This window comes from Pseudarthrobacter sp. L19 (assembly GCF_050859435.1).
GTDB lineage: Bacteria > Actinomycetota > Actinomycetes > Actinomycetales > Micrococcaceae > Arthrobacter.
On the sequence record NZ_CP193935.1, the window covers coordinates 3,158,890 to 3,179,747 of the forward strand.

At 71.2% G+C, this 20,858-nt stretch carries 18 protein-coding genes and 1 pseudogene; 6 read left to right on the forward strand and 13 right to left on the reverse strand.

All coding sequences use genetic code 11. The features are described from left to right. Window positions 1-123: 123 nt before the first annotated feature. The 4 genes from ACRQ5B_RS15120 (at window position 124) to ACRQ5B_RS15135 (ending at window position 4,407) form a co-directional block, all read left to right on the forward strand. Window positions 124-1,038 (forward strand): polysaccharide deacetylase family protein, encoded by a 915-nt coding sequence (locus tag ACRQ5B_RS15120; RefSeq protein ID WP_432395244.1) that lies wholly within the window; start codon window positions 124-126, stop codon window positions 1,036-1,038. A 178-nt stretch (window positions 1,039-1,216) separates the two neighbouring features. Then, window positions 1,217-1,756, forward strand: coding sequence for a PadR family transcriptional regulator (locus ACRQ5B_RS15125; RefSeq protein WP_432395246.1), 540 nt, complete (start codon window positions 1,217-1,219; stop codon window positions 1,754-1,756). Between the two features lie 5 nt (window positions 1,757-1,761). Further along, complete coding sequence (locus tag ACRQ5B_RS15130; protein WP_432395249.1) at window positions 1,762-3,471, forward strand: ABC1 kinase family protein; 1,710 nt, start codon at window positions 1,762-1,764, stop codon at window positions 3,469-3,471. Between the two features lie 66 nt (window positions 3,472-3,537). Next, the gene (locus ACRQ5B_RS15135) at window positions 3,538-4,407 is read left to right on the forward strand and encodes a class II glutamine amidotransferase (protein ID WP_432395252.1); all 870 of its coding nucleotides are present in this window, start codon (window positions 3,538-3,540) and stop codon (window positions 4,405-4,407) included. A gap of 44 nt (window positions 4,408-4,451) precedes the next feature. Here the strand turns inward: ACRQ5B_RS15135 and ACRQ5B_RS15140 are convergent, their stop codons facing one another. The 3 genes from ACRQ5B_RS15140 to ACRQ5B_RS15150 form a co-directional block, all read right to left on the reverse strand. Then, window positions 4,452-5,852 carry an MFS transporter gene (locus tag ACRQ5B_RS15140; protein ID WP_432398784.1) on the reverse strand — a complete coding sequence of 467 codons (1,401 nt, stop codon included), beginning with the start codon at window positions 5,850-5,852 and terminating at the stop codon, window positions 4,452-4,454. Window positions 5,853-5,997: 145 nt separating this feature from the next. After that, complete coding sequence (locus ACRQ5B_RS15145) at window positions 5,998-6,657, reverse strand: dihydrofolate reductase family protein (protein WP_432395255.1); 660 nt, start codon at window positions 6,655-6,657, stop codon at window positions 5,998-6,000. A 134-nt stretch (window positions 6,658-6,791) separates the two neighbouring features. Further along, a complete protein-coding gene (locus tag ACRQ5B_RS15150; protein ID WP_432395258.1) occupies window positions 6,792-7,538 on the reverse strand; it encodes a lytic transglycosylase domain-containing protein in 747 nt (248 codons plus the stop codon). Between the two features lie 216 nt (window positions 7,539-7,754). On the opposite strand from ACRQ5B_RS15150, the gene ACRQ5B_RS15155 reads away from it, so the two are divergent. Then, window positions 7,755-8,171, forward strand: coding sequence for a VOC family protein (locus ACRQ5B_RS15155; protein WP_412882822.1), 417 nt, complete (start codon window positions 7,755-7,757; stop codon window positions 8,169-8,171). Window positions 8,172-8,203: 32 nt separating this feature from the next. Here the strand turns inward: ACRQ5B_RS15155 and ACRQ5B_RS15160 are convergent, their stop codons facing one another. From ACRQ5B_RS15160 to ACRQ5B_RS15200, 9 genes and pseudogenes are all read right to left on the reverse strand, one after another. Then, window positions 8,204-8,854: a DUF2510 domain-containing protein gene (locus ACRQ5B_RS15160; protein ID WP_432395261.1), complete on the reverse strand. Its 651-nt coding sequence runs from the start codon at window positions 8,852-8,854 to the stop codon at window positions 8,204-8,206. Between the two features lie 287 nt (window positions 8,855-9,141). Then, window positions 9,142-9,564 (reverse strand): alkaline phosphatase family protein, encoded by a 423-nt coding sequence (locus ACRQ5B_RS15165; RefSeq protein WP_432395264.1) that lies wholly within the window; start codon window positions 9,562-9,564, stop codon window positions 9,142-9,144. Next, on the reverse strand, window positions 9,540-10,340 hold the full coding sequence (locus ACRQ5B_RS15170; RefSeq protein ID WP_432395266.1) for an alkaline phosphatase family protein: 801 nt from the start codon (window positions 10,338-10,340) through the stop codon (window positions 9,540-9,542). The genes ACRQ5B_RS15165 and ACRQ5B_RS15170 overlap by 25 nt, the downstream gene beginning before the upstream one ends. A gap of 96 nt (window positions 10,341-10,436) precedes the next feature. Next, window positions 10,437-12,512 carry a phosphocholine-specific phospholipase C gene (locus ACRQ5B_RS15175; RefSeq protein WP_432395269.1) on the reverse strand — a complete coding sequence of 692 codons (2,076 nt, stop codon included), beginning with the start codon at window positions 12,510-12,512 and terminating at the stop codon, window positions 10,437-10,439. A 167-nt stretch (window positions 12,513-12,679) separates the two neighbouring features. Further along, window positions 12,680-14,281, reverse strand: coding sequence for a long-chain-fatty-acid--CoA ligase (locus tag ACRQ5B_RS15180; RefSeq protein WP_432395272.1), 1,602 nt, complete (start codon window positions 14,279-14,281; stop codon window positions 12,680-12,682). Continuing rightward, the gene (locus ACRQ5B_RS15185) at window positions 14,278-14,901 is read right to left on the reverse strand and encodes a TetR/AcrR family transcriptional regulator (protein WP_432395274.1); all 624 of its coding nucleotides are present in this window, start codon (window positions 14,899-14,901) and stop codon (window positions 14,278-14,280) included. The genes ACRQ5B_RS15180 and ACRQ5B_RS15185 overlap by 4 nt, the downstream gene beginning before the upstream one ends. Beyond that, window positions 14,898-16,178 (reverse strand): 3-hydroxyacyl-CoA dehydrogenase NAD-binding domain-containing protein, encoded by a 1,281-nt coding sequence (locus ACRQ5B_RS15190; protein WP_432398785.1) that lies wholly within the window; start codon window positions 16,176-16,178, stop codon window positions 14,898-14,900. The genes ACRQ5B_RS15185 and ACRQ5B_RS15190 overlap by 4 nt, the downstream gene beginning before the upstream one ends. An 81-nt stretch (window positions 16,179-16,259) precedes the next feature. Beyond that, window positions 16,260-16,933: pseudogene (locus ACRQ5B_RS15195) on the reverse strand (enoyl-CoA hydratase-related protein); the annotation flags it as partial. 113 nt (window positions 16,934-17,046) lie between these two features. Then, entirely contained in the window at window positions 17,047-18,237 is a 1,191-nt protein-coding gene (locus ACRQ5B_RS15200) for an acyl-CoA dehydrogenase family protein (protein ID WP_432395277.1), read from the reverse strand. Between the two features lie 563 nt (window positions 18,238-18,800). Here ACRQ5B_RS15200 and ACRQ5B_RS15205 point away from each other — a divergent pair. Beyond that, the gene (locus ACRQ5B_RS15205; protein WP_432395279.1) at window positions 18,801-19,043 is read left to right on the forward strand and encodes a hypothetical protein; all 243 of its coding nucleotides are present in this window, start codon (window positions 18,801-18,803) and stop codon (window positions 19,041-19,043) included. Window positions 19,044-19,058: 15 nt separating this feature from the next. Here the strand turns inward: ACRQ5B_RS15205 and selB are convergent, their stop codons facing one another. Next, a complete protein-coding gene (selB, locus tag ACRQ5B_RS15210) occupies window positions 19,059-20,855 on the reverse strand; it encodes a selenocysteine-specific translation elongation factor (protein ID WP_432395282.1) in 1,797 nt (598 codons plus the stop codon). Between the last annotated feature and the right edge of the window lie 3 nt (window positions 20,856-20,858).

The window sequence follows — 20,858 nt, forward strand, 5'->3', positions numbered from 1 at the left end:
ACACGCAGCGGTACACCTCGTCACCGGGCCATCAGCACGCCCCGGAGTCCACTACGATGGGCGAGGTTTGAGATGGCAGGATTCCGCAGACTACCCAGTAGCCGGGCCGCGAAGAGAACGGACATGGACGTGGCGTGGACCCCTGACCGGAGGTCATTCCTGGCGGCCGCCGCCGCCCTTTCCCTCGGGGCCCTGGCGGCTCTGCCGCAGGACAGCCGCCCGAAGGATCTCCGCGAGCCCGACGCCACTCCGGCCGACGGGCCGCTCGTCGAGACGGCCGGCGCCGACGCGCAGCCCGCCCCGGCCCCGGCCAGTGCCCAGCCCCCGGGTGCCCCGTCCCGCGACCAGGTCATTGCGTCGTTCTCCCACCGCGCCGCCGGCTACTGGGGGCTCGCCGCCCCGGGCGTGCTGTCGCGCCTGGCCGCGCCCGCCGGCGTCGCCCTGACCTTCGACTTCTGCGGCGGTCCCGGCGGGAACGCCGCGGACACGGGAGTCCTCACCGAACTCCGCCGTCACGGGGTTCCGGCAACCTTGTTCCTCAACCACCGCTGGATCGCCGCCAACGCCTCCCTGGCCGCGGAACTGGCCGCGGATCCGCTCTTCGAGCTGGGCAACCACGGCACCTCGCACCGGCCGCTGTCCGTGTCGGGCAAGAGCGCCTACAACATTCCGGGCACCCGCAGCCCGGGCGAGGTCTACGACGAGATCATGACCAACGACGCCCGCATCGCGGAGCTCACCGGAAAGCGCCCGCTCTTCTTCCGGCCGGGGACCGCCTACCTCGACGACGTCTCCGCCCAGATCGTGCATGCCCTCGGGGTCACGCCCGTCGGCTTCTCCATCAACGGCGACGCCGGCGCGACGCTTCCCGCCCCGGCCGTGACCAAGGAAATCTCCGGCGCCCACGCCGGGGACATCGTCATTTCCCACGCCAACCACCCCGCCGGCGGGACCGCGGCCGGCCTGGCCCGCGCGCTCGATGCGATGAAGCAGCGCGGCGAGGTCTTCGTCCACCTTCCCCGGCCCGCCGCCGCCTGACGCGCAGCGGCGTCAACGCGGCGCACCCGATTGCGCTCAGCCCCCGTGGCGCCTGGCGTCGCGCAGGGCGTCGGGGCACTGACGGCGGCCGCCCTATCGCCCACAGCGCAACCCTGTTGTTTCCGCATATCGGGACGTATCGTTAAGTATCGTTAGCGAACCCCTGAAGGAGAGCATCATGCGTAACTCATACCCGATGGGCGGCTTCGGCGCCCCCAGCTTTGATGGCATGTGGCAGGCCGTCGAGGATCTGCGTTCACGCTTCGAAAAGCGCACCGGCAGCCGCGCCGGCCGCGGCGAGGTCCGCTCGGCCGTGCTGGCACTCCTGGCGGAGCGGCCCATGCACGGCTATCAGATCATCCGCGAGATTGAGGAGCGCAGCAGCGGCAGCTGGAAGCCGAGCGCCGGCTCCGTGTACCCGACCCTGCAGCTGCTGGCAGACGAGGGCCTGATCCGCGCCGAGGAGTCCAACGGGCGGAAAATCTATTCCCTGACGGACGCCGGCCGCGAAGAGGTCTCCGGCGGCACCTCCGCTCCCTGGGAGTCCGCCGCCACGGACCAGGGCCCCGCCTTCGGGTCACTCCCGAAGGCCGGCATCGAGCTGGCCCAGGCGGCGTCCCAGGTGGGCCGCACCGGCACGCCGGAGCAGGTCAAGCAGGCCGTGGCCGTACTGGACGAGGCACGGCGCCGGCTGTACTCGATCCTGGCCCAGGACTGACGCGGGTGGCGGAGGCTGACCGGGCCCGGGCGGACCCGGCGGCCGGGGCCGGGAGCACCCGCGCCCGCTACCGGCGGATCCTGCGCTTCGCGGCCTGGCACCTGGCCCTGACCTGGTGGTACGAGCTGCTGCTCCCCCGCCTGGGCCTGCGCCGGATCACCGAGCGCACCCGGACCCGGCGGATGATCCGCTTCGCCCGGCGCTTCCGCGCCCTGGCCGTGGAGCTGGGCGGCCTGATGATCAAGGTCGGCCAGTTCCTCTCCTCGCGCCTGGATGTCCTCCCGCCGGAGATCACGAAGGAACTCGAGGACCTCCAGGACGAGGTTCCCCCGGTCCCCTTCCCGGCCATCCGGGACCTGGCCGAGGCAGAGCTGGGCACACCGCTGGGGAACATCTTCGCCGTGATCGAGGAGACCCCCATCGCCGCGGCGTCCCTTGGCCAGGCGCACCGCGCGCGGCTGCTGCCCGCGGCGGCGGAGGACGCCGGCATGAGCGGCGTCGTGGTGAAGGTGCAGCGCCCCGGCATCGAGGCGATCGTCGACGTCGACCTCGCCGCCCTGCGCCGGGTGGGAGGCTGGCTAAGCCACTTCCGGCTGGTCTCGGACCGGGCGGACATGCCCTCCCTGGTGGAGGAGTTCGCCCAGACCAGCCTCGAGGAGGTCGACTACCTGCAGGAGGCGGCCAACTCCGAGCGCTTCGACGCCGACTTCGCCGGCGACGAACGGGTGGCGGTCCCCCGCGTCGCCTGGGAACGGACCACCCGCCGAGTCCTGACCCTGGAGGACGTGACGGCCATCAAGATCACGGACACGGAGGCCCTCCGCGCCGCGGGAATCGATCCCGTGGAGGTGGCCCCCGTCTTCGCGTCGGTGATGTTCGACCAGCTCTTCACCACCGGGTTCTTCCATGCCGACCCGCACCCGGGGAACATCTTCGTCACCCCGACCCCCGGCGCCGGAGGGCTTCCGTGGCGGCTGACCTTCATCGACTTCGGCATGATGGGCGAGGTGCCCGCGGGGACCCGGAGCGGGCTGAGGAAGCTGCTCATCGCGGCAGCCGCGCGCGACGGCGGGGGCCTGGTCTCGGCGATCGGCGAGATCGGCGTGCTGTTGCCCTCGGCGGACACCGCCGAACTGGAGCGGGCCATGTCCCGGCTGTTCACCCGCTTCGGCGGCATGGGCTTCGCCGAACTGCGCGAGGTGGATCCCCGGGAGTTCCTGGCCTTCGCCAACGAGTTCGGCGAACTGGTCCGGTCGCTGCCGTTCCAGGTGCCTGAGAATTTCCTGCTCATCATCCGGGCGATGTCGCTGACCTCCGGGGTGTGCAGTTCCCTCGACCCGCGCTTCAACCTCTGGGACTCGGTGGAGCCATACGCGGCTCGGCTGCTGCGCGAGGAGCGGGGAAACCTCCTGCAGGACGCCTCCCGCCAGGTGGTCGACGCCGCGGCGGTGGCCTTCCGCCTGCCGCAGCGCCTCGACCGGCTGGCGGCGCGCGCCGAGGAGGGGTCCCTGACCGCGGGAAACCCTCGGCTGGAGCGCCAGGTGGCCCGGCTGGACCGCACCGTGCGCCGCGCGGTGTCCGCCGTCCTCTTCGCCGCCCTGCTGATCGCCGGCGCCATCCTCCGGCACGACGACCCGGCGCTCGGAACAGTACTCCTGGCCATCTCCGCGCTCCCGCTGCTGCATTCTGCCTGGCCGGGACGCCGCGGACCCTGACCCGCGGCCCCTGACACGGACGTACACTGGCTCCCATAACGCCGCGCCAACCACGGAGGAGCCAGCATGTGCCGACTGTTCGGGCTCCACGCCGGCGCCCGAACAGTCCGCGCCACGTTTTGGCTCCTGGACGCGCCGGACAGCCTGTCCGTCCAGAGCCGGCGCGAGCCGGACGGGGCGGGCATCGGCACCTTCGATGAGCTCGGACAACCGCACGTGGCGAAACAGCCGCTCGCTGCGTGGGAGGACCACGCCTTCGCGCGGGAGGCCAGGACCTTGCGGAGCACCACGTTCCTCGCGCACGTCCGCTACGCCAGCACCGGCGCCCATACCGTGGCCAACACCCACCCGTTCGAGCAGGACGGGCGGGTGTTCGCGCACAACGGTGCCTTCGGCGGCCTGGACCGGCTGGACGCGCGGCTCGCCGCGCTGGGGGTCGCGGACCTGGTCCGGGGGCAGACGGACAGCGAACGCCTCTTCGCCCTGATCACCGCCGAGACCCGGCGGGCGGACGGCGACGTCGGCGCCGGGATCACACGGGCCGTGGCCTGGGCCGCCGCGGAGCTGCCGGTGTTCAGCCTGAACCTGATCGTCACCACGGCCACGGAGCTGTGGGCGCTGCGGTACCCGGACACCCACGAGCTGCACGTGCTGGAGCGTGATCCCGGGCGCGTCCACGGCCCCTCCGCGCCGCTGGAGGCCCGCAGCCACCGCATCCACGCCCGCAGCGAGGACCTCGCCGCCGGACCGCAGGTGCTGATCGCCACCGAACCGATGGACCACGATCCCGGCTGGCGGGCGCTGGCCCCCGGGGAGCTGTTGCGGGTGGGCCCGGATCTGGCGGTCACGTCCACGTTTCCGTTCCCGGACGGGCCCCGGCACCGTCTCGAACTCTCGGATCTCAGCCCCGAGGCCGCCGCCTCGCAGCGTCCCTAGCCCGCCCCGTCTCTAACCAGCCCCGTCCCTAACAAGCAAAGCGCCTAGCTGCGCTCCGCCACCGCGGAATCCGCGGCGTCACCGGCGTGGGCCTGCTCGGCGGGCTTCCGGCCCGTGGCGGGCATCGCGACGACGGCGATCACGGTCAGGACCGCGCCCACCAATACGGCCAGGAACACCGCGCCGGAGGCGGTGACGACGGTCCCGGGATTCGTGTCCCCGCCCGGGGTCCCGGCGTAGATGGCGTTCGCGACGGCGCCAAAAACCGCCACGCCGATCGAGCTGCCGATCGAGCGGGCGAACAGGTTGGTGCCGGTCACCACGCCGCGTTCGTTCCATTCCACGCTGGACTGGGCGGCGATCAGCGTGGGCGTGGCGACGAGGCCCAGGCCCAGCCCCACGATGAAGCAGCTGGCCGCGACCAGGAGCACACTCGGCGTGGAAGCTGTCAGCGCCAGCACCGCGGTCCCCACCACGGTGATGCTGACGCCGATCAGCGCGGTGGTCCGGAAGCCCAGGCGCAGGTAGAAGCGGCCGGACTGGGAGGCGCTGATAGGCCAGCCGATGGTCAGGGCCGCCAGGGCGAGCCCGGCCAGGATCGGCGACGTCGCGATGGATCCCTCGAGGAAGGTCGGCACGTAGGAGGTCAGGCCCAGCATGACGGCGCCGACGCCGAAGGAGACCAGCGCCGTCGTCGCCAGCAGCCGGCGGGAGACCACCCACGGCGGGAGGACGGGCTCGGCCGCGCGGCGTTCCACCAGCACGAAGACGGCCAGCAGCACCGCGCCTCCCGCGAAGACGCCGATGCTGGGGGCGGAGTTCCAGGCCCAGGCCTGGCCACCCTCGAGGGCGCCGAGGATCAGCAGGGTCAGCGCCGCCGTGAGCAGCGCGGAGCCGAGGTAGTCCACGGTGTGGCCCTGGCGTTTGACGTCCTCCCGGAAGGAACGCAGCAGCATCCAGCCGGCCAGCAGGCAGAGCGGGATGTTCACTAGAAAGATGCCCCGCCAGATGCCGAGGGTGGAGAACACGCCGCCCAGGGTGGGGCCGACCACGGAGGAGATGGCCCAGACGCTGGCGAGGTAGCCCTGCACCTTGGCCCGTTCGGTCAGGGTGTAGATGTCGCCGGCGATGGTGATGGCCATCGGCTGGACGGCGCCCGCGCCGAGGCCCTGCAGCACCCGGAAGGCGATCAGTGCGGGCATGCTCCACGCGATGCCGCAGAGGATGGATCCGAGCAGGAACAGGCCGATGCCGATCAGGATGATGGGTTTGCGGCCCACCACGTCGGAGAGTTTCGCGTAGACCGGTACGGAGACGGCCTGGGCCAGCAGGTAGGCGGAAAACAGCCACGGGAAGGACGAGAAGCCGCCCACATCGCGCACGATCGAGGGCACGGCGGTGGCCACGATCGTCGAATCGATCGCCACCAGGCCGGTCGAGAGCATCAGGGCAATGAGGATCGGTCCCCGGGTGGAGCGGAAGCCGACTCCGTCGCTTGTTGTCGTCACTGGTTTCGTTCCCGTCGTCGTCCACGCCGTACGGCGCCCGGAACCGCGCGGTTCCGAGGTCATAACTCCGGCGGGACGGGAATTAGTCCCGCGGACGCCGGGTAAAGACCAGGTGGGTGACGCCCGACGGCGAGGGCGTCGCCTCGATCTCGAAGCGCTGCTCAAGATCTTCCAGCCCGTCCCAGAGCCGCTCCCCGCGGCCGAGGAGGATCGGCACCAGGACCAGGTGCAGGTGGTCGATCAGGTCGGCGGCGAGGAACTGACGCACCGTGGCGACCCCGCCGCCGATCCTGACGTCCTTGCCGCTGGCGAGCTCCCGGGCCCGTTCAAGCGCCTCGGCGGGGCCGGCGTCGAGGAAGTGGAACGTGGTCCCGCCCTCCATCTCCAGCACGGGCCGGGGGTGGTGGGTGAGGACGACGACGGGCGTGTGGAAGACCGGGTTGTCTCCCCACCAACCCTTCCAGTCCTCGTCCTGCCAGGGTCCGCGCTGCGGTCCGAACTTGTTGCGGCCCATGATTTCGGCGCCGATGCCGGGCGCCCAGGTGCCGGCGAACGCCTCGTCCACGCCGAAGGATGGTTCGCCGTCGCCGGGCAGGCCCATGGCTCGGAAGGTGCGGGTGCCGAACGCCCACTGCATCAGACGGGTGCCCGCGTGGCCGAAGGGCGCGTCGAGACTTTGGCCCTCGCCGGTGCCGTAGCCGTCCAAGGACATAGAGAAGTTGTGAACACGGACGAGGGACATGTGAGCTCCTTGGCGGTGGCCGGGTTTCCGTGCCCACTCTAGGAGCGGCGGGCGGCCCGCTCAAGGGCTTCGGCACTGCGGTCTCGGCCGGCGGCGGCCGCGGTGCGGTCCGGTGCGCCGCCGTTGCCGGGCTCTCAGCCCTGGGCGGCGGCCTGCGCGGCGTAGGCGGTGGCCCGGGCCTGGACGTTGCGGATGTAGGCGTCGGACTGGTTGTAGGCGTAGATGGCGTCGGTCCATCCGCGCGGGGTGGTGAGGTCCCGGCCGTGCCCGCAGAGGTAGTCGGCGGCGCTGAGGGCGGCATCGTCGATGTTGAAGGGATCGGCGACGCCGTCGCCGTTGCCGTCCCGGCCGGCCAGCCGCCAGGTGGAGGGGATGAACTGCATCGGTCCGACGGCGTGGTCCCAGTGCGGGTCGCCGTCGAGCGCCCCGCCATCGGTATCCGGGATCGCCGCGAATCCGTCGCCGTTGAGGCTGGGCCCCACGATCGGGCCGCTGACCTGGCCGGCCGCGTTGAGGCTGCCGCCGCCGTAGCTGCCGTGCGCCGTTTCGACGAAGCCGATCGCCGCTATGGTGTTCCAGCCGATGCCGCAGCCGGGGGTGGTGGCGTTCGCGGTCACCGCGGCGGCGACGTAGGCCCGCAGTGCCCGGGCCGGCACGCCGGTCCTGGCGGCGGCGCCCGTCAGCCACTGCGCATCCGGGCTGGGGGTGACGTTGACCGCCGTGGTGATGTCGGCGCCCTCGAGTTTCGCTACCGCGCTCGGCGGTGCGGCGACCGCGGTCCGGATGCCCTCCCCGGACCGGCCCACCGCCCAGAACGAGAAACCGGCGATGACGGCCACGGCCAGCAGGCCGAAGACGAGGAGGCGTTTGAGTCGGAGCACCGACTAATCAAACCATCCGGCGCCGACGTCGGCAGACTCCCGCGCCCGGGCCGTGGGCGACGCCCGTACGCCCTGTCCCGGCGCCGCGTCCTCCGAAGTGTCCCGGGACCCCTGTCCGGGACGGCAGCGCGTTGTTAGCATGGGCGCGGACGCCGCCGAAACCCGGTCAGGCGTCCGCATCCCGGAGTCCCACCCCAGCCCGCAAGGAGAACCGCCATGGCCACACATCTCAACCCCTACCTGAGCTTCCGCGACAACGCCCGCGAGGCCATGGAGTTCTACCGCGATGTCTTCGGCGGCCAGTTGACCGTGAGCACCTTCGCCGACTTCCAGGCCAGCCAGGATCCGTCCGAGGACACCCTGGTGATGCACGCCCAGCTCGAGTCCCCCAGCGGGTTCGTCCTGATGGGCTCCGACACCCCGGCGCGGATGGACTACACGCCGGGCAACACCTTCAGCGTCTCGCTCAGCGGCGACGACGACGCCGAACTGCGCGGCTACTGGGACAAGCTCTCCCAGGACGGCACCGTCACGATGCCGCTGTCCATGTCGCCTTGGGGCGACGCGTTCGGCATGTGCAACGACAAGTATGGCGTCGCCTGGCTGGTCAACATCGCCGGGAAGAAGGACTAACCGCCGATGCCGGGAGCGGCGTCGCCGGGGACTCAGATGATGGTGTGCCCGGCGACGGCGGTGACCAGCGTAGAGACTTTGATGCCGATGAGTGCGGCCGTCAGGACGATCATGCCGAGGGTCACCCAGACGGGCGCCAGCCCGCGGCGGGGAGCGGCCTCGTGCACCACCACCGAGCGGCCGATCACGTAGAGCTCCCGGCTGAGGAAGACCCAGGCCCAGTGGAACGGGCGGACCACGCCGTCGCGGCGGAGCTTCTGCCAGTCGAGGTAGGCCAGCACGGCGGAGACGGCGTAGATGATCAGGCCGGTGCCCAGAGCCAGCAGGTAGGGCAGGGTGAGGATCGACGCCGGGTCCATGGTCTGCACCCGGCGCAGCCCCGTCGTCCTGGTCCGCAGAACGGGGTTCCAGAACGCCAGGCTGATCAGCGGGATGATCGGCAGGGTGGCGATCAGCCAGATGAACGGGTTGTAGACCGGGGTGGACGGGCTGATCTGCGGGCGCCCGGGGCGGTACGGGGCGGCAGGGACGCCCTGGTGCCCCACGCTGAGGTGGCCGGTCCAGGCCGTCCCGTCCCACCAGCGCAGGGAACCGGATCCCGCAGGGTCCGCGTACCAACCCGGCGCGGGCAGGTTACCGGGTGCGCCGTACCCGGGATTTGGGGTGCTTGGCGGGACAGTCATGGCCGGTCCTTCTCGAGCTGTTCGGGGTATCTCCCCGAACCATACCGTGCGCCACCATCTGGTGGTGTCGACCCCATTGTCGGTCTGCCGGGTGGGAACGCGCTACGTGATTGCTGGGGAAACGCTGGTTACTGCTTCCTCCTGCCGCAGCGCGCCCCAAGCGGAGGCCGCCCGGCAAGGCGGAGCGAACAGAGCGGCCCGCCCGCGCCGAAGCGCGGACGGGCCGTTGGAGGAGCCGTCATTCGGACGCCGAGCCGCTGGCGCCCCCTGGAGTCAGAGCCCTGGTGTCAGGGCCGGAAGAGTTCCTCGAAGGTGCCCGAGGTTTCGGGCGAACAGGTGTTGGCCAGGCACCCCAGGTGCCACATGTGCTCGATCGTGGACAGCAGGGTGTAGTGATCCGACACGCGGTTGGTGCTCTTCTGCGGTCCGGCGGCCGAATTGATCACGATCATCGGGGCGTGGCCTCCGCCCAGCACGTCACCGTTCTGGCCCACGGGGCTGCCGGGACCGCCGGTGGAACCGGAGTAGTCGTTCTCGTCCCAGGCCAGGACGATGCTGGACTTGCTGGTCTTCCACGTCGTCGAGTCCATGATCTGCCGGACGGTGCTCTTGACGTAGTTGTCGCCGCGCTGGATCACGCTGTGGTCCAGGCCGGATGCGGGGTATCCGCAATCGGGCATCCCGATCAGGTCCGCGCCCGAGGGTGCCATGCCGTGCATGTCGTGGCACTGGTTGGGGCTGATCCAGACGAAGTTCGGCACCTTGCCGCTGGACAGGTCAGCGGTGAGGTTGTTTTCCTGCGGCACGATGTGCTGCAGCCGGGGCTGCCGGGGTAGTTGATGTTGGAGAAGTACATGAAGGGGTTGTGCTTCTGCGCGTACAGCTTGACCGGGCTGGACCCAACCGTTGGGGCGTATTCCACCTGGGAACCGGTGGCCGGCAGGCTCTCCATGTAGGCCTTCCAGCTCAGGCCCTTGTCCTCCAGCTGGTCCACGATGGTCTTTCCCGCGAACATGTGCGGGGTCGACGCGGCGCTCGCGGCCTGGGCGGCGGTAAGGCTTCCGGTGGCACCGGGGTCGCTGGAGCCCGGCACGAATTCCTCGGGTGCACAGGTGACGTCGGCTCCGGCCTTGCAGTCGTCCCAGATCCCCTGTGAGCTTCCGGAGATGCTGGCCAGGTAGTTGGGCAGGCTGGGGTGGGTGACGCCTTGGTAGTTCGTTGCCGTGTTGTACCGCTGGGCGAGGGAGTTGATGTACGGGGCGTCCGCCGTGTTGCCGATCACCTGGTCGTAGCCGTGGTTTTCCATCATGATGACGAAAACGTGGTCGGGGCCGTTGGCGCCCTGACCCTCGGACGGTGCGGCGGCGTTCGCAGGCGTCCGTGCGTCAGCGGGAGCGGCGGCGCCGGTTGAGGCAAGGCCGGTGAGGGCGACGGCGGCGGCGAGAGCCGCTGCCTTCGCCCGCCTGTTCTTCGTGATGGTGGGCATGGGTGGTCCTTCGGGGCGCGCCGGGGTGAGCCCGGCGCAGGAGTTGTGGAGTGTCGCTGAGGGGCCGCGTGATAACCGCGGCAGGCCGGGCCGGGATTAGCGGCCGGTGGAGGCGGTGCCGAGTTGCGGGTCGCTGGTGAGCCCGGCGCCGTTTTCGAACCGGCCGGCGAGGACCCGGACCAGCGTGGGGTCCGCGGCCGAGGTGATGGTGAGGTCGTACCAGCCGCCCTGGGTGGGGATGGTGACCGTTTTCGCCTGGCCCGGGTTGAGCGTGAGGGACTGGTTGCCGGCGCCATAGGCGTCCTTGAGGGTCAGCGGCGCGGCGGAGCGGCCCGTGTTTTCGATCCGGAACTGGGCGTGCGGGGACTTGCCGTCGGAGGCCACGCTGACGCGGAGGTCCGGGGACGCCGTCGTTCCCGCGAGGCGCCGGAACCAGCCCGCCGGGCCATGCAGCTGCACGTCGTAGGAGGGACCGAGGGCCCACGACGCGTCGAGGGCTGCGCCGGCACCGATGGTGTACGAGTACGGCGCGGCCGGCAGCAGGTTCGAGCGGACCTGCACCTGCGCCCCGAGCGTGCCCCGGTTCGTCCAGCGGGCGGCGAGCTTCCCGCCGTCGAGGGTGGTCTCGACGCCGAGCGCGTAACCGAGGCGGCGGGACGGGCGCGTTCCGCTCTCCTGCGTCGGCACCGTGTTCGTCGCCGGGGGTTTCGGTACGTAGCTCGGGTGGCGGGCGTGGTCGGCAGGCTTGTACCCGGAGGTGTCCGGGAGGGCCGGCGCCGCTCCACCGGCGGTCGAGAAGTCGAAGGCGCTGGTCAGGTCGCCGCTGACCGAGCGGCGCCACGGCGTGATATTCGGCGAAGCGACGCCGAAGCGGGTCTCCAGGAACCGGATGATGGACGTGTGGTCGAAGGTCTCGGAGCAGACGAACCCGCCCATGCTCCACGGCGACGCCACGATCATCGGCACCCGGACGCCCAGGCCGAAGTGGCCCGGCACGTCCTTGCTCCCGTAGAAGGTGGGGGTACCGTCGTACCACTCGCCGTCGGTCGGTACGGTCGAGGCGCCCGGGATCTGCGGGGTGTTCGGGTGCGGCGGGACGATGTGGTCGAAGAAGCCGTCGTTCTCGTCGTACATGAAGAACACCGCGGTCTTGCTCCATACCTCCGGGCTAGAGGTCAGGATGTCCATGACGTTGGCCGCGTACCAGGCGCCGAAGTTGGGCGGCCAGTTGGAGTGCTCCGAGTAGGCTTCGGGCGCCACAATGTAGGACACCTGCGGGAGCTTCCCGTTCTTGACGTCCTGCCGGAGGATCCCGAACAGGTCGTCGCCGGCCTTGGCGTTGGTCCCGGTCCGGGCCTTGTCGTACAGCGGCGAACCGGGCTTGGCGTCCTGGTACTGCTTGAAGTACAGGAGCGAGTTGTCCCCGTAGTTGCCGATGAACGCGTCATCGGTCCAGCCCTCGTAGTGCGCCGGGTCGAGGCCCTGTCCGATGTCCTGGTAGACCTTCCAGCTCACCCCGGCCTTCTCGAGCTCTTCGGGGTAGGTGCTCCACCAGTAGCCCTTTTCACCGTTCCACAGGTCGGGGCCGCCGCCCTTCCGGCCCGGGTCGTCGCCGCCGGTGAACATGAAGTAGCGGTTGGGGTCCGTGGGGCCGAGCACCGAGCAGTGGTACTGGTCGCAGACGGTGAACGCGTCGGCCAGGGCGAAGTGGAACGGGATGTCCTTGCGCCCGTAGAACGCCATGGTCGCATCGGTCTTCTCCGGCAGCCACTTGTCGTACCGGCCGTTGTTGAAGGCTTCATGGGTGAGCTGCCACGAGTGGTCGAGGTCCTCCATGAACTGCATGCCGAGGTCGGGTGCCGGCGGGTGGAAGGGCGTGACTTCGCGGGTGGCGTTGGCCTGGTGGAAGGCATCCTTGCCGGAGGGCAGCAGGGCCGGGTGCGGGTCCGAGAAGCCCCGCACGCCCTTGAGCGTGCCGAAGTAGTGGTCGAAGGCGCGGTTCTCCTGCATAAAGATCACGACGTGTTCGACGTCTTTGATGGACCCGGTCGCCCGGTTCGCAGGGATCCCGGCGGCGCGGGCGATGCTCTGCCCCATCATCTGCGAGATCGCGGCGGCCGCACCGGCGGCGGCGGAGAGTTGAAGGAAACGACGGCGGTTCACGGCTGGCACTGAGTTGCTCCTCATGCATTGTTCTACAGTTGATCCCCGCCGCACTGTTCCAGTGCAAGGTAACGGCCGGGCCTACTGCCGGCGAACATCACACTGCGCGGCGGTGGCCGTCTCGCACCGCCCCCTCACCCGGCCCCGCCGCCGTCGTCGCCTTCTGCGTTGTCTCCCTACAACGCGTCGTCTCCTTCTCCCTTGCCGTCCGCCAGCGTGCGGCGCAGTTCCCGCTTGAGCACCTTGTGGCTTGGGCCCAGCGGGAATTCGCCGGTGAACCGGACGTGCCGGGGGTACTTGTGCTTGGCCAGGTGCTGCTGGCTCCAGTCGATGATGTCCTGCTCGGTGGGCGGGTTGTCGGCGTGCGCGGGGTCCAGCACCACGACGGCGCAGACCTCTTCGCCGCGCAGTTCGTCGGGCAGTCCGACGACGGCCACCTGGGCGATGGCGGGGTGCCGGGAGAGCACCTCCTCCACCTCGCGCGGGTAGACGTTGTAGCCGGAGCGGATGATGACGTCCTTGGTCCGGTCCACCACGTAGATGAAGCCGTCCTCGTCCATGGTGCCGAGGTCGCCGGTGCGGAACCAGCCGTCCACCATGGCCTCACGCGTGGCCTCGGGGTTGTTCAGGTACCCGGCGAACACGTTGTGGCCGCGGACCAGGATCTCCCCCAGTTCGCCGGTAGGCATGGGGACAACGTGCTCGGGCTCGCGGTGGTCCGCGATCGTGACCTCCACGCCCCAGACCGCCTGGCCCACGCTTCCGGGCCGCGCGCCGGCGTGGGGCGTGTTGGTGGAGACCACCGGGGAGGTCTCGGAGAGGCCGTACCCCTCGTAGATGGTGACGTCGAAGGCGGCGTTGAATTTCTCCATCACGGCCAGCGGCATCGGCGCGCCGCCGGAGACGCAGAGCCGCAGCGCCGGCACGTCGGGCCGGCCTTCGGCGGCGGCGAGCAGCTGCATGTACATGGTCGGGACGCCGTGGAAGATGTCCACATGATGCGTGGTGATGAGCTCCAGCGCCGCCTCGCCGGTGAATTTGGGCAGCAGCACCAGGGTGCCGCCCAGCCGGAACAGGGCGTTCATGCTGGCCGTCTGTCCGAAGACGTGGAACAGGGGCAGGCAGCCGAGGGCGACGTCGCTGGAGCGGACGTCGTTGGCGTCGACGGCGGAGACGGTGGCGTTCATGACCATGTTCAGGTGCGTCAGGATGGCACCCTTCGGGCGGCCGGTGGTGCCGGAGGTGTAGAAGATGACCGCGGGGTCCTCCGCCTCACGGCTTACGTAGCTCTCCAGGCCGCCGCGGGCCTCGGGGTCGAGGTGCCGGACACCGCCGTCGCCGTTCCCGCCCGTCGCGCCCGGGCCCGGTCCGCCGTCGGCCGCCGCGGGGCCGACCAGCAGGAGGGTAATCCCTGCCTCCCCCGCCGCCTGCCGTCCCACCTCGAGGAACGCCGGGTGGCAGACGAGCGCCGTGGCGCCGCTGTCGCGGAGCACGTGGATGACTTCCCGGACGGTCAGCAACAGGTGCACGGGCACCACCACCCCGCCGGTTGCCTGGATGGCGTAATAGGCGGCGGGGAATTCGACGACGTTGGGGGCCATCAGTCCCACCACGTCCCCGGGGCGGACCCCGGCGTCCTCCAGCTGGCCGGCGTAGCTGAGGGCCTGCCGCCACAGGGTGCCGTACGAATAGGACCGGCCACCGCTGATCACGGCGGTCTTGTCCGGGTACTTGCGGGTGGATTCGGCCAGGATCGAAGCGAGCGACAACGCTGTCATGGGTTCTGCTTTCTCTCGTGTTCACGTCCGGTGAGGGGTCCGGCCAGGACGGCCGTCAGGGTGTGCTCCAGGACCGCCCGGGCCTGCTCGGGGGACTGCCCCAGCTGGTCCCGCAGCAGTTTCCAGGTGGCCCAGTCCGCCGCGGCGCAGACGGAGAGGACCGTGCGGGTTCGGCGTTCCGGGTCCAGGGCGGCCAGTTCCGCGTCGAACAGCCGTTCGACGTCGGCCCTGATCCGGTCCAGGTTCCCGCGCAGGTTCTCCTGCAGCGCCGCGGAGAAGGGCCGCTGCACGTCCGCCGCCCGCGCCAGCGGCGCCAGGGCTTCCAGCACGGTGGCGCGCTGGGCGCAGTAGGCCTCTATCCGCTCCGCCAGCGGGAGCTCCGCCGGCACGGGTTCGACGCCGGCATCCTGGTCGTCCAGTTGGCGGGCCGCCGTCGCGGCCATGAGGCTCTCCAGGTCCTTGAAGTGGTCCCAGAGGGCACGGACCGAGACCCCGGCCCGGGCCGCGATCTGCCGGGCCGAGGGTTTGAGTTCGCCGTCCCTCAGGAGGGCCATATGGGCGTCGCGGATGACCTGCCGGGTCCGCAAAGTCCGCGCGTTGCGCCCGTCGGTGGCGGTCATGCGCCGTCTAGTAACCCGGCCGGGAGCAGCGTGGCGTCGCCGGTCTGCCCGGCGTAGTGCCGCAGCCGCTCGGCGACGTACCCGTGCCCCACGTGGCCGGCGTACCAGAGGGGTCCGCCGCGGTAGGCGGGCCAGTTGTAGCCCTTCACCCAGATGACGTCGATGTCCCCGGCGCGCTCGGCGATGCCCTCGGCCAGGATCCGGGCGCCCTCGTTGATCATCGGGAACAGCAGTCGCTCGAGGATCTCGGCGTCGGAGAGGTCCCGCCGGGTGACGCCCTGGGTGCGGGAGACCTCGACGATCAGACGTTCCACCTCCGGGTCCTCGCGGCCCTCCCGCCCGTCGTAGGCGTAGTAGCCGGCGCCGGTCTTTTGGCCGAACCGCCCGGCCTCGCAGAGCGCGTCGGACACCGGGGCGGTGGTGCCCTCGGCCTTGCGGTTGCGCCACCCGATGTCCAGGCCGGCCATGTCCCCCATTTCGAAGGGCCCCATCCGGAATCCGAAGTCCTTGAGGACCCGGTCCACCTGGCCCGGGAGCGCCCCCTCCAGCAGCAACTGCTCGGCCTGGGCGGAACGGACCTCCAGCATCCGGTTGCCGACAAAGCCGTGGCAGACCCCGACGACGACGGGCGTCTTGCCGATCCGCCGCGCCGTGGCGACCCCGGTGGCCAACGCCGCGGCCTCGGTGGCGGCCCCGCGCACCACCTCCACCAAGGGCATGACGTTGGCCGGGCTGAAGAAGTGCAGGCCTAGCACCCGGGACGGCAGGCGGGTGCCCGCGGCGATGACGTCGATGCTCAGGTACGACGTGTTGGAGGCGAGGACGCACTCGGCACGGACCACGGCGTCCAGCATGGCGAAGATCCCCCGTTTGACGCCCAGGTCCTCGTAGGCGGCCTCGATGACCAGGTCGGCGTCGGCGAAGTCCGCGTAGTCGAGGCTTCCGGTGATCAGGGACCGCAGTGCCGCGGCTTCCTCCTCGCTCCGGCTGCCGCGGGAGACGGACACGGCAAGGTTTTTGTCCACCTGGGCGAGGCCGCGGTCCAGGGCTGAGCGTTCGGCTTCGACCACCGTGACTTGGATGCCGGCGGAGGCCAGTGCCATGGCGATGCCTCCGCCCATGGTTCCCGCGCCTACCACCCCGGCCCGGCGGACGGGCCGGGCCGCCTCCGGGTCCAGGCCGGCCGGGCGGCGGGCCGCACGTTCGGCGGCGAAGAGGTGCCGCTGGGCCGCCGATTCTGCGCTGGCGAGCCGTTCCTGGAACTTCTCCCGCTCCACCTCCAGACCGCGGTCGAAGGACTGCTCGATGCCGGCCGCGACGGCGTCTACCGCAGCACGGGCGGAGAACGGGTCCTTGGCCTTGCTGAGCGCTGCCCCGGCGAGCCGTTCCACCGTGCCGGGGGCGGCAGCCGCCTCCGCGATCCTGTCCCCACGGTCCCGGGTGCGCCGCGCTGTCAGGGCATTGACGCGCGCGATGGCTTCCGTGACGGCACCGGGTGCGCCGGGGTCTTCCGCCACCGCGTCGATCAGCCCGTCGCGGAGCGCATCGGCCGCGGTGACGTCCTTGCCCGTGAGAATCATGGCGAGGGCGCGGCCGGGGCCCACCAGGCGTGGCAGCCTGACGGTGCCGCCGGCTCCGGGGATCAGGCCCAGCGTGATTTCCGGCAGTCCGAGCCGGGCCTCAGGGGCGGCGATCCGGGCGTGCGCGGCCATCGCGAGTTCCAGCCCCCGCCCAGGGCCACGCCGGTGATCCCGGCGATGACGGGTTTCGGGAAGTCTTCGACCTGCGCCACCAGCGCGCGCAGGTCCGGGCCGTCCGCGTGGCCGGCCTGCCCGGCGCCGGCACTTTCGACATCGGCACCGTGTGATTCGGCTCTGTTGAACTCGGTGATGTCCGCGCCGGCGGAGAACGCCCGTGGCTGGCCGAGCAGCAGGACGGCGGTGACGTCCGGGTCGGCGGAGGCGCGGTCCAGCGCTGCGGCCAGTTCACGGCGCAGGTCCCGCCCCAGGGCGTTGACGCTGCCGCTGCGCATGGTGAGGCGCGCGATGCCGTCCGCTACTGAGACGTCGACACTTCGATCTGCAGGTTCGCCCACGGGGTGCCTGCCTTTCTGCCGGCGGCCGAGGCCGTTCCGGCGTGGAGGGGTCAGCTGAAGGCGGAGATGCCGGTGATGTCGCGGCCCACCAGGAGGGACTGGATGGAGTCGGTGCCCTCGTAGGTGCTGACCACGTCCATGTCGGTCATGTGGCGGGCGACGTGCCGCTCCAGGAGGATGCCGTTGCCGGCCAGCATGTCGCGGGCCTCGGAGCAGATCCACTTGGCCTTCTGTGCGGTGGCCATTTTGACCATGGACGCCATTGGCCCGGTCAGCCGCCCGGACTCGGCCAGTTCGGCCATGCGGTGGCACATCAGCTGCATGGCGGTCAGTTCGCTGAGCATGTTGGCGAGCTTGTTCTGCACCAGCTGGAAGGAGCCGATCGGCCGGCCGAACTGCTCCCGGTCCAGCGCGTAGCGGGCGGCGATCTCGTAGGCGGCCATGCCGTGGCCCATGGCCTCCCAGGCGGCGCCGCCCTGGGTGGCGGACAGGACGGTGGTGACGTCCTTGAAGGAGGTGCAGTTCTCCAGCCGGTTCCCGGCCGGGATGCGGAGGTTGTCGATGACGATGTCGGCCTGCTGGATGGCCCGCTTGCCGATCTTGCCGGTGATGACGGTGGGTTGGTAGCCGGCCGGGTGGTTGCCGTCGTCGTCCCTTTCCAGGACGAACGCCTTCACGCGGCCGTCGGCGTCGTCGCGGGCGAAGATGACGACGACGTCGGCCATGTGGCCGTTGCCGATCCACCGCTTGTGGCCGTTGAGGATGTAGCTGTCCCCGTCCCGGCGGGCGGAGGTTGCCAGGGCGACGGAGTCGGAGCCGTGCAGCGGTTCGGTGAGGGCGAAGGCGCCAATCTTTTGCATGGCCGCCATGGCCGGGAGCCAGCGGCGGCGTTGCTCCTCGGAGCCGAGCATGTTGATGCTGCCCATGGCCAGGCTGGAGTGGACCCCGACGAAGGTGTTGATGGAGCCGTCGCCGCGGGCGATCTCGCGGGCCACGATGCCGGCGGCGCGTCGGCTCAGTCCCGGGCAGCCGTAGCCCCGGATGGTGCTGCCGATGATGCCCAGCCCCGCGAGGCCGGGGATCAGTCCGGAGGGAAACTCGGCCCGCTCCCAGTGGTCGTTGATGACGGGAAGGATGTCCGTTTCGACGAAGGCGCGGACCCGGTCCCGCAGGGCGCGTTCCTCCGCGGACAGCTCGTCGTCGAGCAGGAAGTAATCACTGGTGATTTCCGGTCCGGACACTGCGGGGCTCCTTTGCCTAGGGTTTGCGGCCCCTGCGATCCAGGTCACATCGGGGCAACAATTTGCATCGTAACTGCAAATTGTTGGCAGCCCAAGGGTTTGGCCCCGGCGTTCCGGATAGCGGACCGGACTCGCCGTCGTCCGCCCCGTCCCGCCAGTGCGCGGCGGATCCCCTGCCGGATCACAGCATCCGCCCAGTCTTCTGCCCTTTACTTGGGGCGGAAACATCACGTTTTGAGGAGAAATACCGTGGACGAACAGAGCTACCCGGAGGGCGCCGGCCAGGCCCCCGGCACCCCGCACTATGGCCCCACCACGCCGCCCACAATGCCGGTGCCGCACACCGGGCAGTCCGCACCGAACACCCGGCCGCCTGCACCGAGCGCCGGGCCGCACCCGGTGTCGTCCGCCCCGACGGCCCCCGCGTGGGGAACCCCTGGCCCGACTTACCCGGGCAACGGGTCCGCAGGTCCCGTTACCCCCGGTCCCGGAGCCCCGGGCCCCGGCTCCCCGGGCCGGGACGGCCCGCGAAGAGGTCCTGGTGGAGCCTGCCGAAGGTCCTGGTGGCCGCCGGAATCGCCGTGTTGCTCGCCGGTGGCGGCGGTGCCGCGATCGGGTACTCCCTGGGTAAGTCGGACGCGGCGCACCAGGCCGCGCAGCGGTTCCAGAACGGCCGACAGGGCGGCTTCAACGGCCAGGGCCGGCGCGGCGGCGGGCAGGGTCAGCCGACGGGACCGGGCTCACAAAACGGCTCCCAGGACGGCGCCCAGGGTGGCGGCACCCCGAGCGGCGGCACCAACCCGTAGCCCGGCCGGAGCGGGTCAGCGCACCACGGTGCGGTGACCCGCGTCCAGGCGCCGGGTCCAGCCCCGGGAATCAAGGTGTTCCAGCAGCGGGATGGCCACCCGGCGGGTCGTGTCGAGCGCCTGCCGGGCCTGGCTGGTGGTGAACGGCTGGTCCAGGCGGGCCAGCGCACGCATGGCAAGAGCCGGCGCTGCGGGAAGCAGCACCACCCCGTCCCGCAGCCGCAGCAGCCGACCGGCGCGCTCGGCGGCGGCCAGTTCGCGGCTGCCCAGGCGTAACTTGGCGAGATCCTCGGCCTCCGGCGCGTGGAACGGGTCCGCGGTGAGCCGGCGTTCGATCTCGGCGACGGCGGGCTCGGCGGCGCCGAGATCGTCGCGGCTGCCGGGCACCATGATGTGGCCGGCGTCGGCCTCCAGCGCGGCTCCCTTGATCACGTGGGGCAACAGCCGTTCATCCGGCAGGTTCAGCAGGCCGGCCGCGGCCCCCATGGAGAGCCCCGGGGCCAGCGGGTCCCGTTGCCGCAACTCCTCGACGGCCGCCCGCAGCCGCTGCTGCCACGCCTCCAGGACGGGGGCGTGCACCCACCAGTCCCCCACAACCCGGATGTCCTCGAACCCTGCGGGGTCCTGGCTGGTCAGCAGCCCCAGCCGCCGCAGGTGGTCCTCCCGGACCGCCCCGCGGGCCGCGACCGCGCCGGGGATGTCGCCGGCGGGGTCCATCGCGGCCAGCCGCCTCGCCCATTTCGCCCCGTCGCCGCGGCGCTCCAGGGCGGGCGGGTCGGCATCGAGGATGCGGGCGCCCCCCAGGACGGAGTGCCGGCCGGGGTCCCGCAGCACCAGCCGGTCCCCCAGCACCAGCGGCAGGGCCCGGTCGAGGACCAGACGGGCAAGGTCGGCGCCGAAGGGACGCAGCCGGGCCGGGACCGCGGCGGTTCCCACGTGCACCATGATGTTCTCCGGCACCTCCGTGTACTCCAGGCCCGAGGCGCGTTGGATGCCGACGACGGCGGTGGTGGGCCAGGCATCCGGGGTGACCAGGACGTCGCCCCGGTGGATTTCGGCGGGGCCGACGTCGCGGAGGTTCAGGGCCACCCGGCTGACCGGTTCCACCGAGGTCCGCGCCGTGTCGCAGCTTTGCAGCCCGCGGATGGCCACCGGCCGCTCGCTGGCGTCGCCCAGTAGCATCAGCCGGTCGCCGCGGGCCAGGGTTCCGGCCGCGAGGGTCCCTGTCACGACGGTCCCGGATCCGGTGATGGTGAAGGACCGGTCCACCCACAGCCGCACCCGTCCGGTCAGGGTGGGCGCCGGCACCCGGGCGAGGACGTCGTCGAGCGCGGCCCGCAGCCCGTCCAGTCCGGTGCCGTCGATGGCGGAGACGGCGACGGCGGGCGCGTCGCGCAAGCCGGTTCCGGCCAGCTCCGCGCGGGTCCTGGCCAGGACCTCGGCGCGGCGCTGCTCCGTGGCCCTGTCGGACCGGCTCAGGACGATCACGCCGTGCTCGATGCCGAGGGCTACGACGGCGTCCCGGTGGTCACCGGACTGCGCCTGCCACCCCTCGTCGGCGGCCACCACGAAGCAGACGACAGGCGCGGGGCCGATGCCGGCGAGCATGTTCCCGAGGAACCGCTCGTGTCCCGGGACGTCGACGAAGGCCACATCCCGGCCGGAAGGCAGGGCGGTCCACGCGTAACCCAGGTCGATGGTCAGCCCGCGGCGGCGTTCCTCTTCCCACCGGTCCGGTTCCATCCCCGTGAGGGCGCGGACCAGGGTGCTCTTGCCGGAATCAACGTGTCCGGCCGTGGCGATGACGTGCATGGG

Excerpts from the sequence above, each read along its gene's own strand:
- ACRQ5B_RS15180 (WP_432395272.1), bottom strand. The coding sequence starts at position 14,281 with ATGACAGCGTTGTCGCTCGCTTCGATCCTGGCCGAATCCACCCGCAAG.
- ACRQ5B_RS15185 (WP_432395274.1), bottom strand. The coding sequence starts at position 14,901 with ATGACCGCCACCGACGGGCGCAACGCGCGGACTTTGCGGACCCGGCAG.
- ACRQ5B_RS15145 (WP_432395255.1), bottom strand. The coding sequence starts at position 6,657 with ATGTCCCTCGTCCGTGTTCACAACTTCTCTATGTCCTTGGACGGCTAC.
- ACRQ5B_RS15120 (WP_432395244.1), top strand. The coding sequence starts at position 124 with ATGGACGTGGCGTGGACCCCTGACCGGAGGTCATTCCTGGCGGCCGCC.
- ACRQ5B_RS15135 (WP_432395252.1), top strand. The coding sequence starts at position 3,538 with ATGTGCCGACTGTTCGGGCTCCACGCCGGCGCCCGAACAGTCCGCGCC.
- selB (WP_432395282.1), bottom strand. The coding sequence starts at position 20,855 with ATGCACGTCATCGCCACGGCCGGACACGTTGATTCCGGCAAGAGCACC.
- ACRQ5B_RS15155 (WP_412882822.1), top strand. The coding sequence starts at position 7,755 with ATGGCCACACATCTCAACCCCTACCTGAGCTTCCGCGACAACGCCCGC.
- ACRQ5B_RS15165 (WP_432395264.1), bottom strand. The coding sequence starts at position 9,564 with ATGGCACCCTCGGGCGCGGACCTGATCGGGATGCCCGATTGCGGATAC.
- ACRQ5B_RS15160 (WP_432395261.1), bottom strand. The coding sequence starts at position 8,854 with ATGACTGTCCCGCCAAGCACCCCAAATCCCGGGTACGGCGCACCCGGT.
- ACRQ5B_RS15170 (WP_432395266.1), bottom strand. The coding sequence starts at position 10,340 with ATGCCCACCATCACGAAGAACAGGCGGGCGAAGGCAGCGGCTCTCGCC.
- ACRQ5B_RS15140 (WP_432398784.1), bottom strand. The coding sequence starts at position 5,852 with ATGCTCTCGACCGGCCTGGTGGCGATCGATTCGACGATCGTGGCCACC.
- ACRQ5B_RS15125 (WP_432395246.1), top strand. The coding sequence starts at position 1,217 with ATGCGTAACTCATACCCGATGGGCGGCTTCGGCGCCCCCAGCTTTGAT.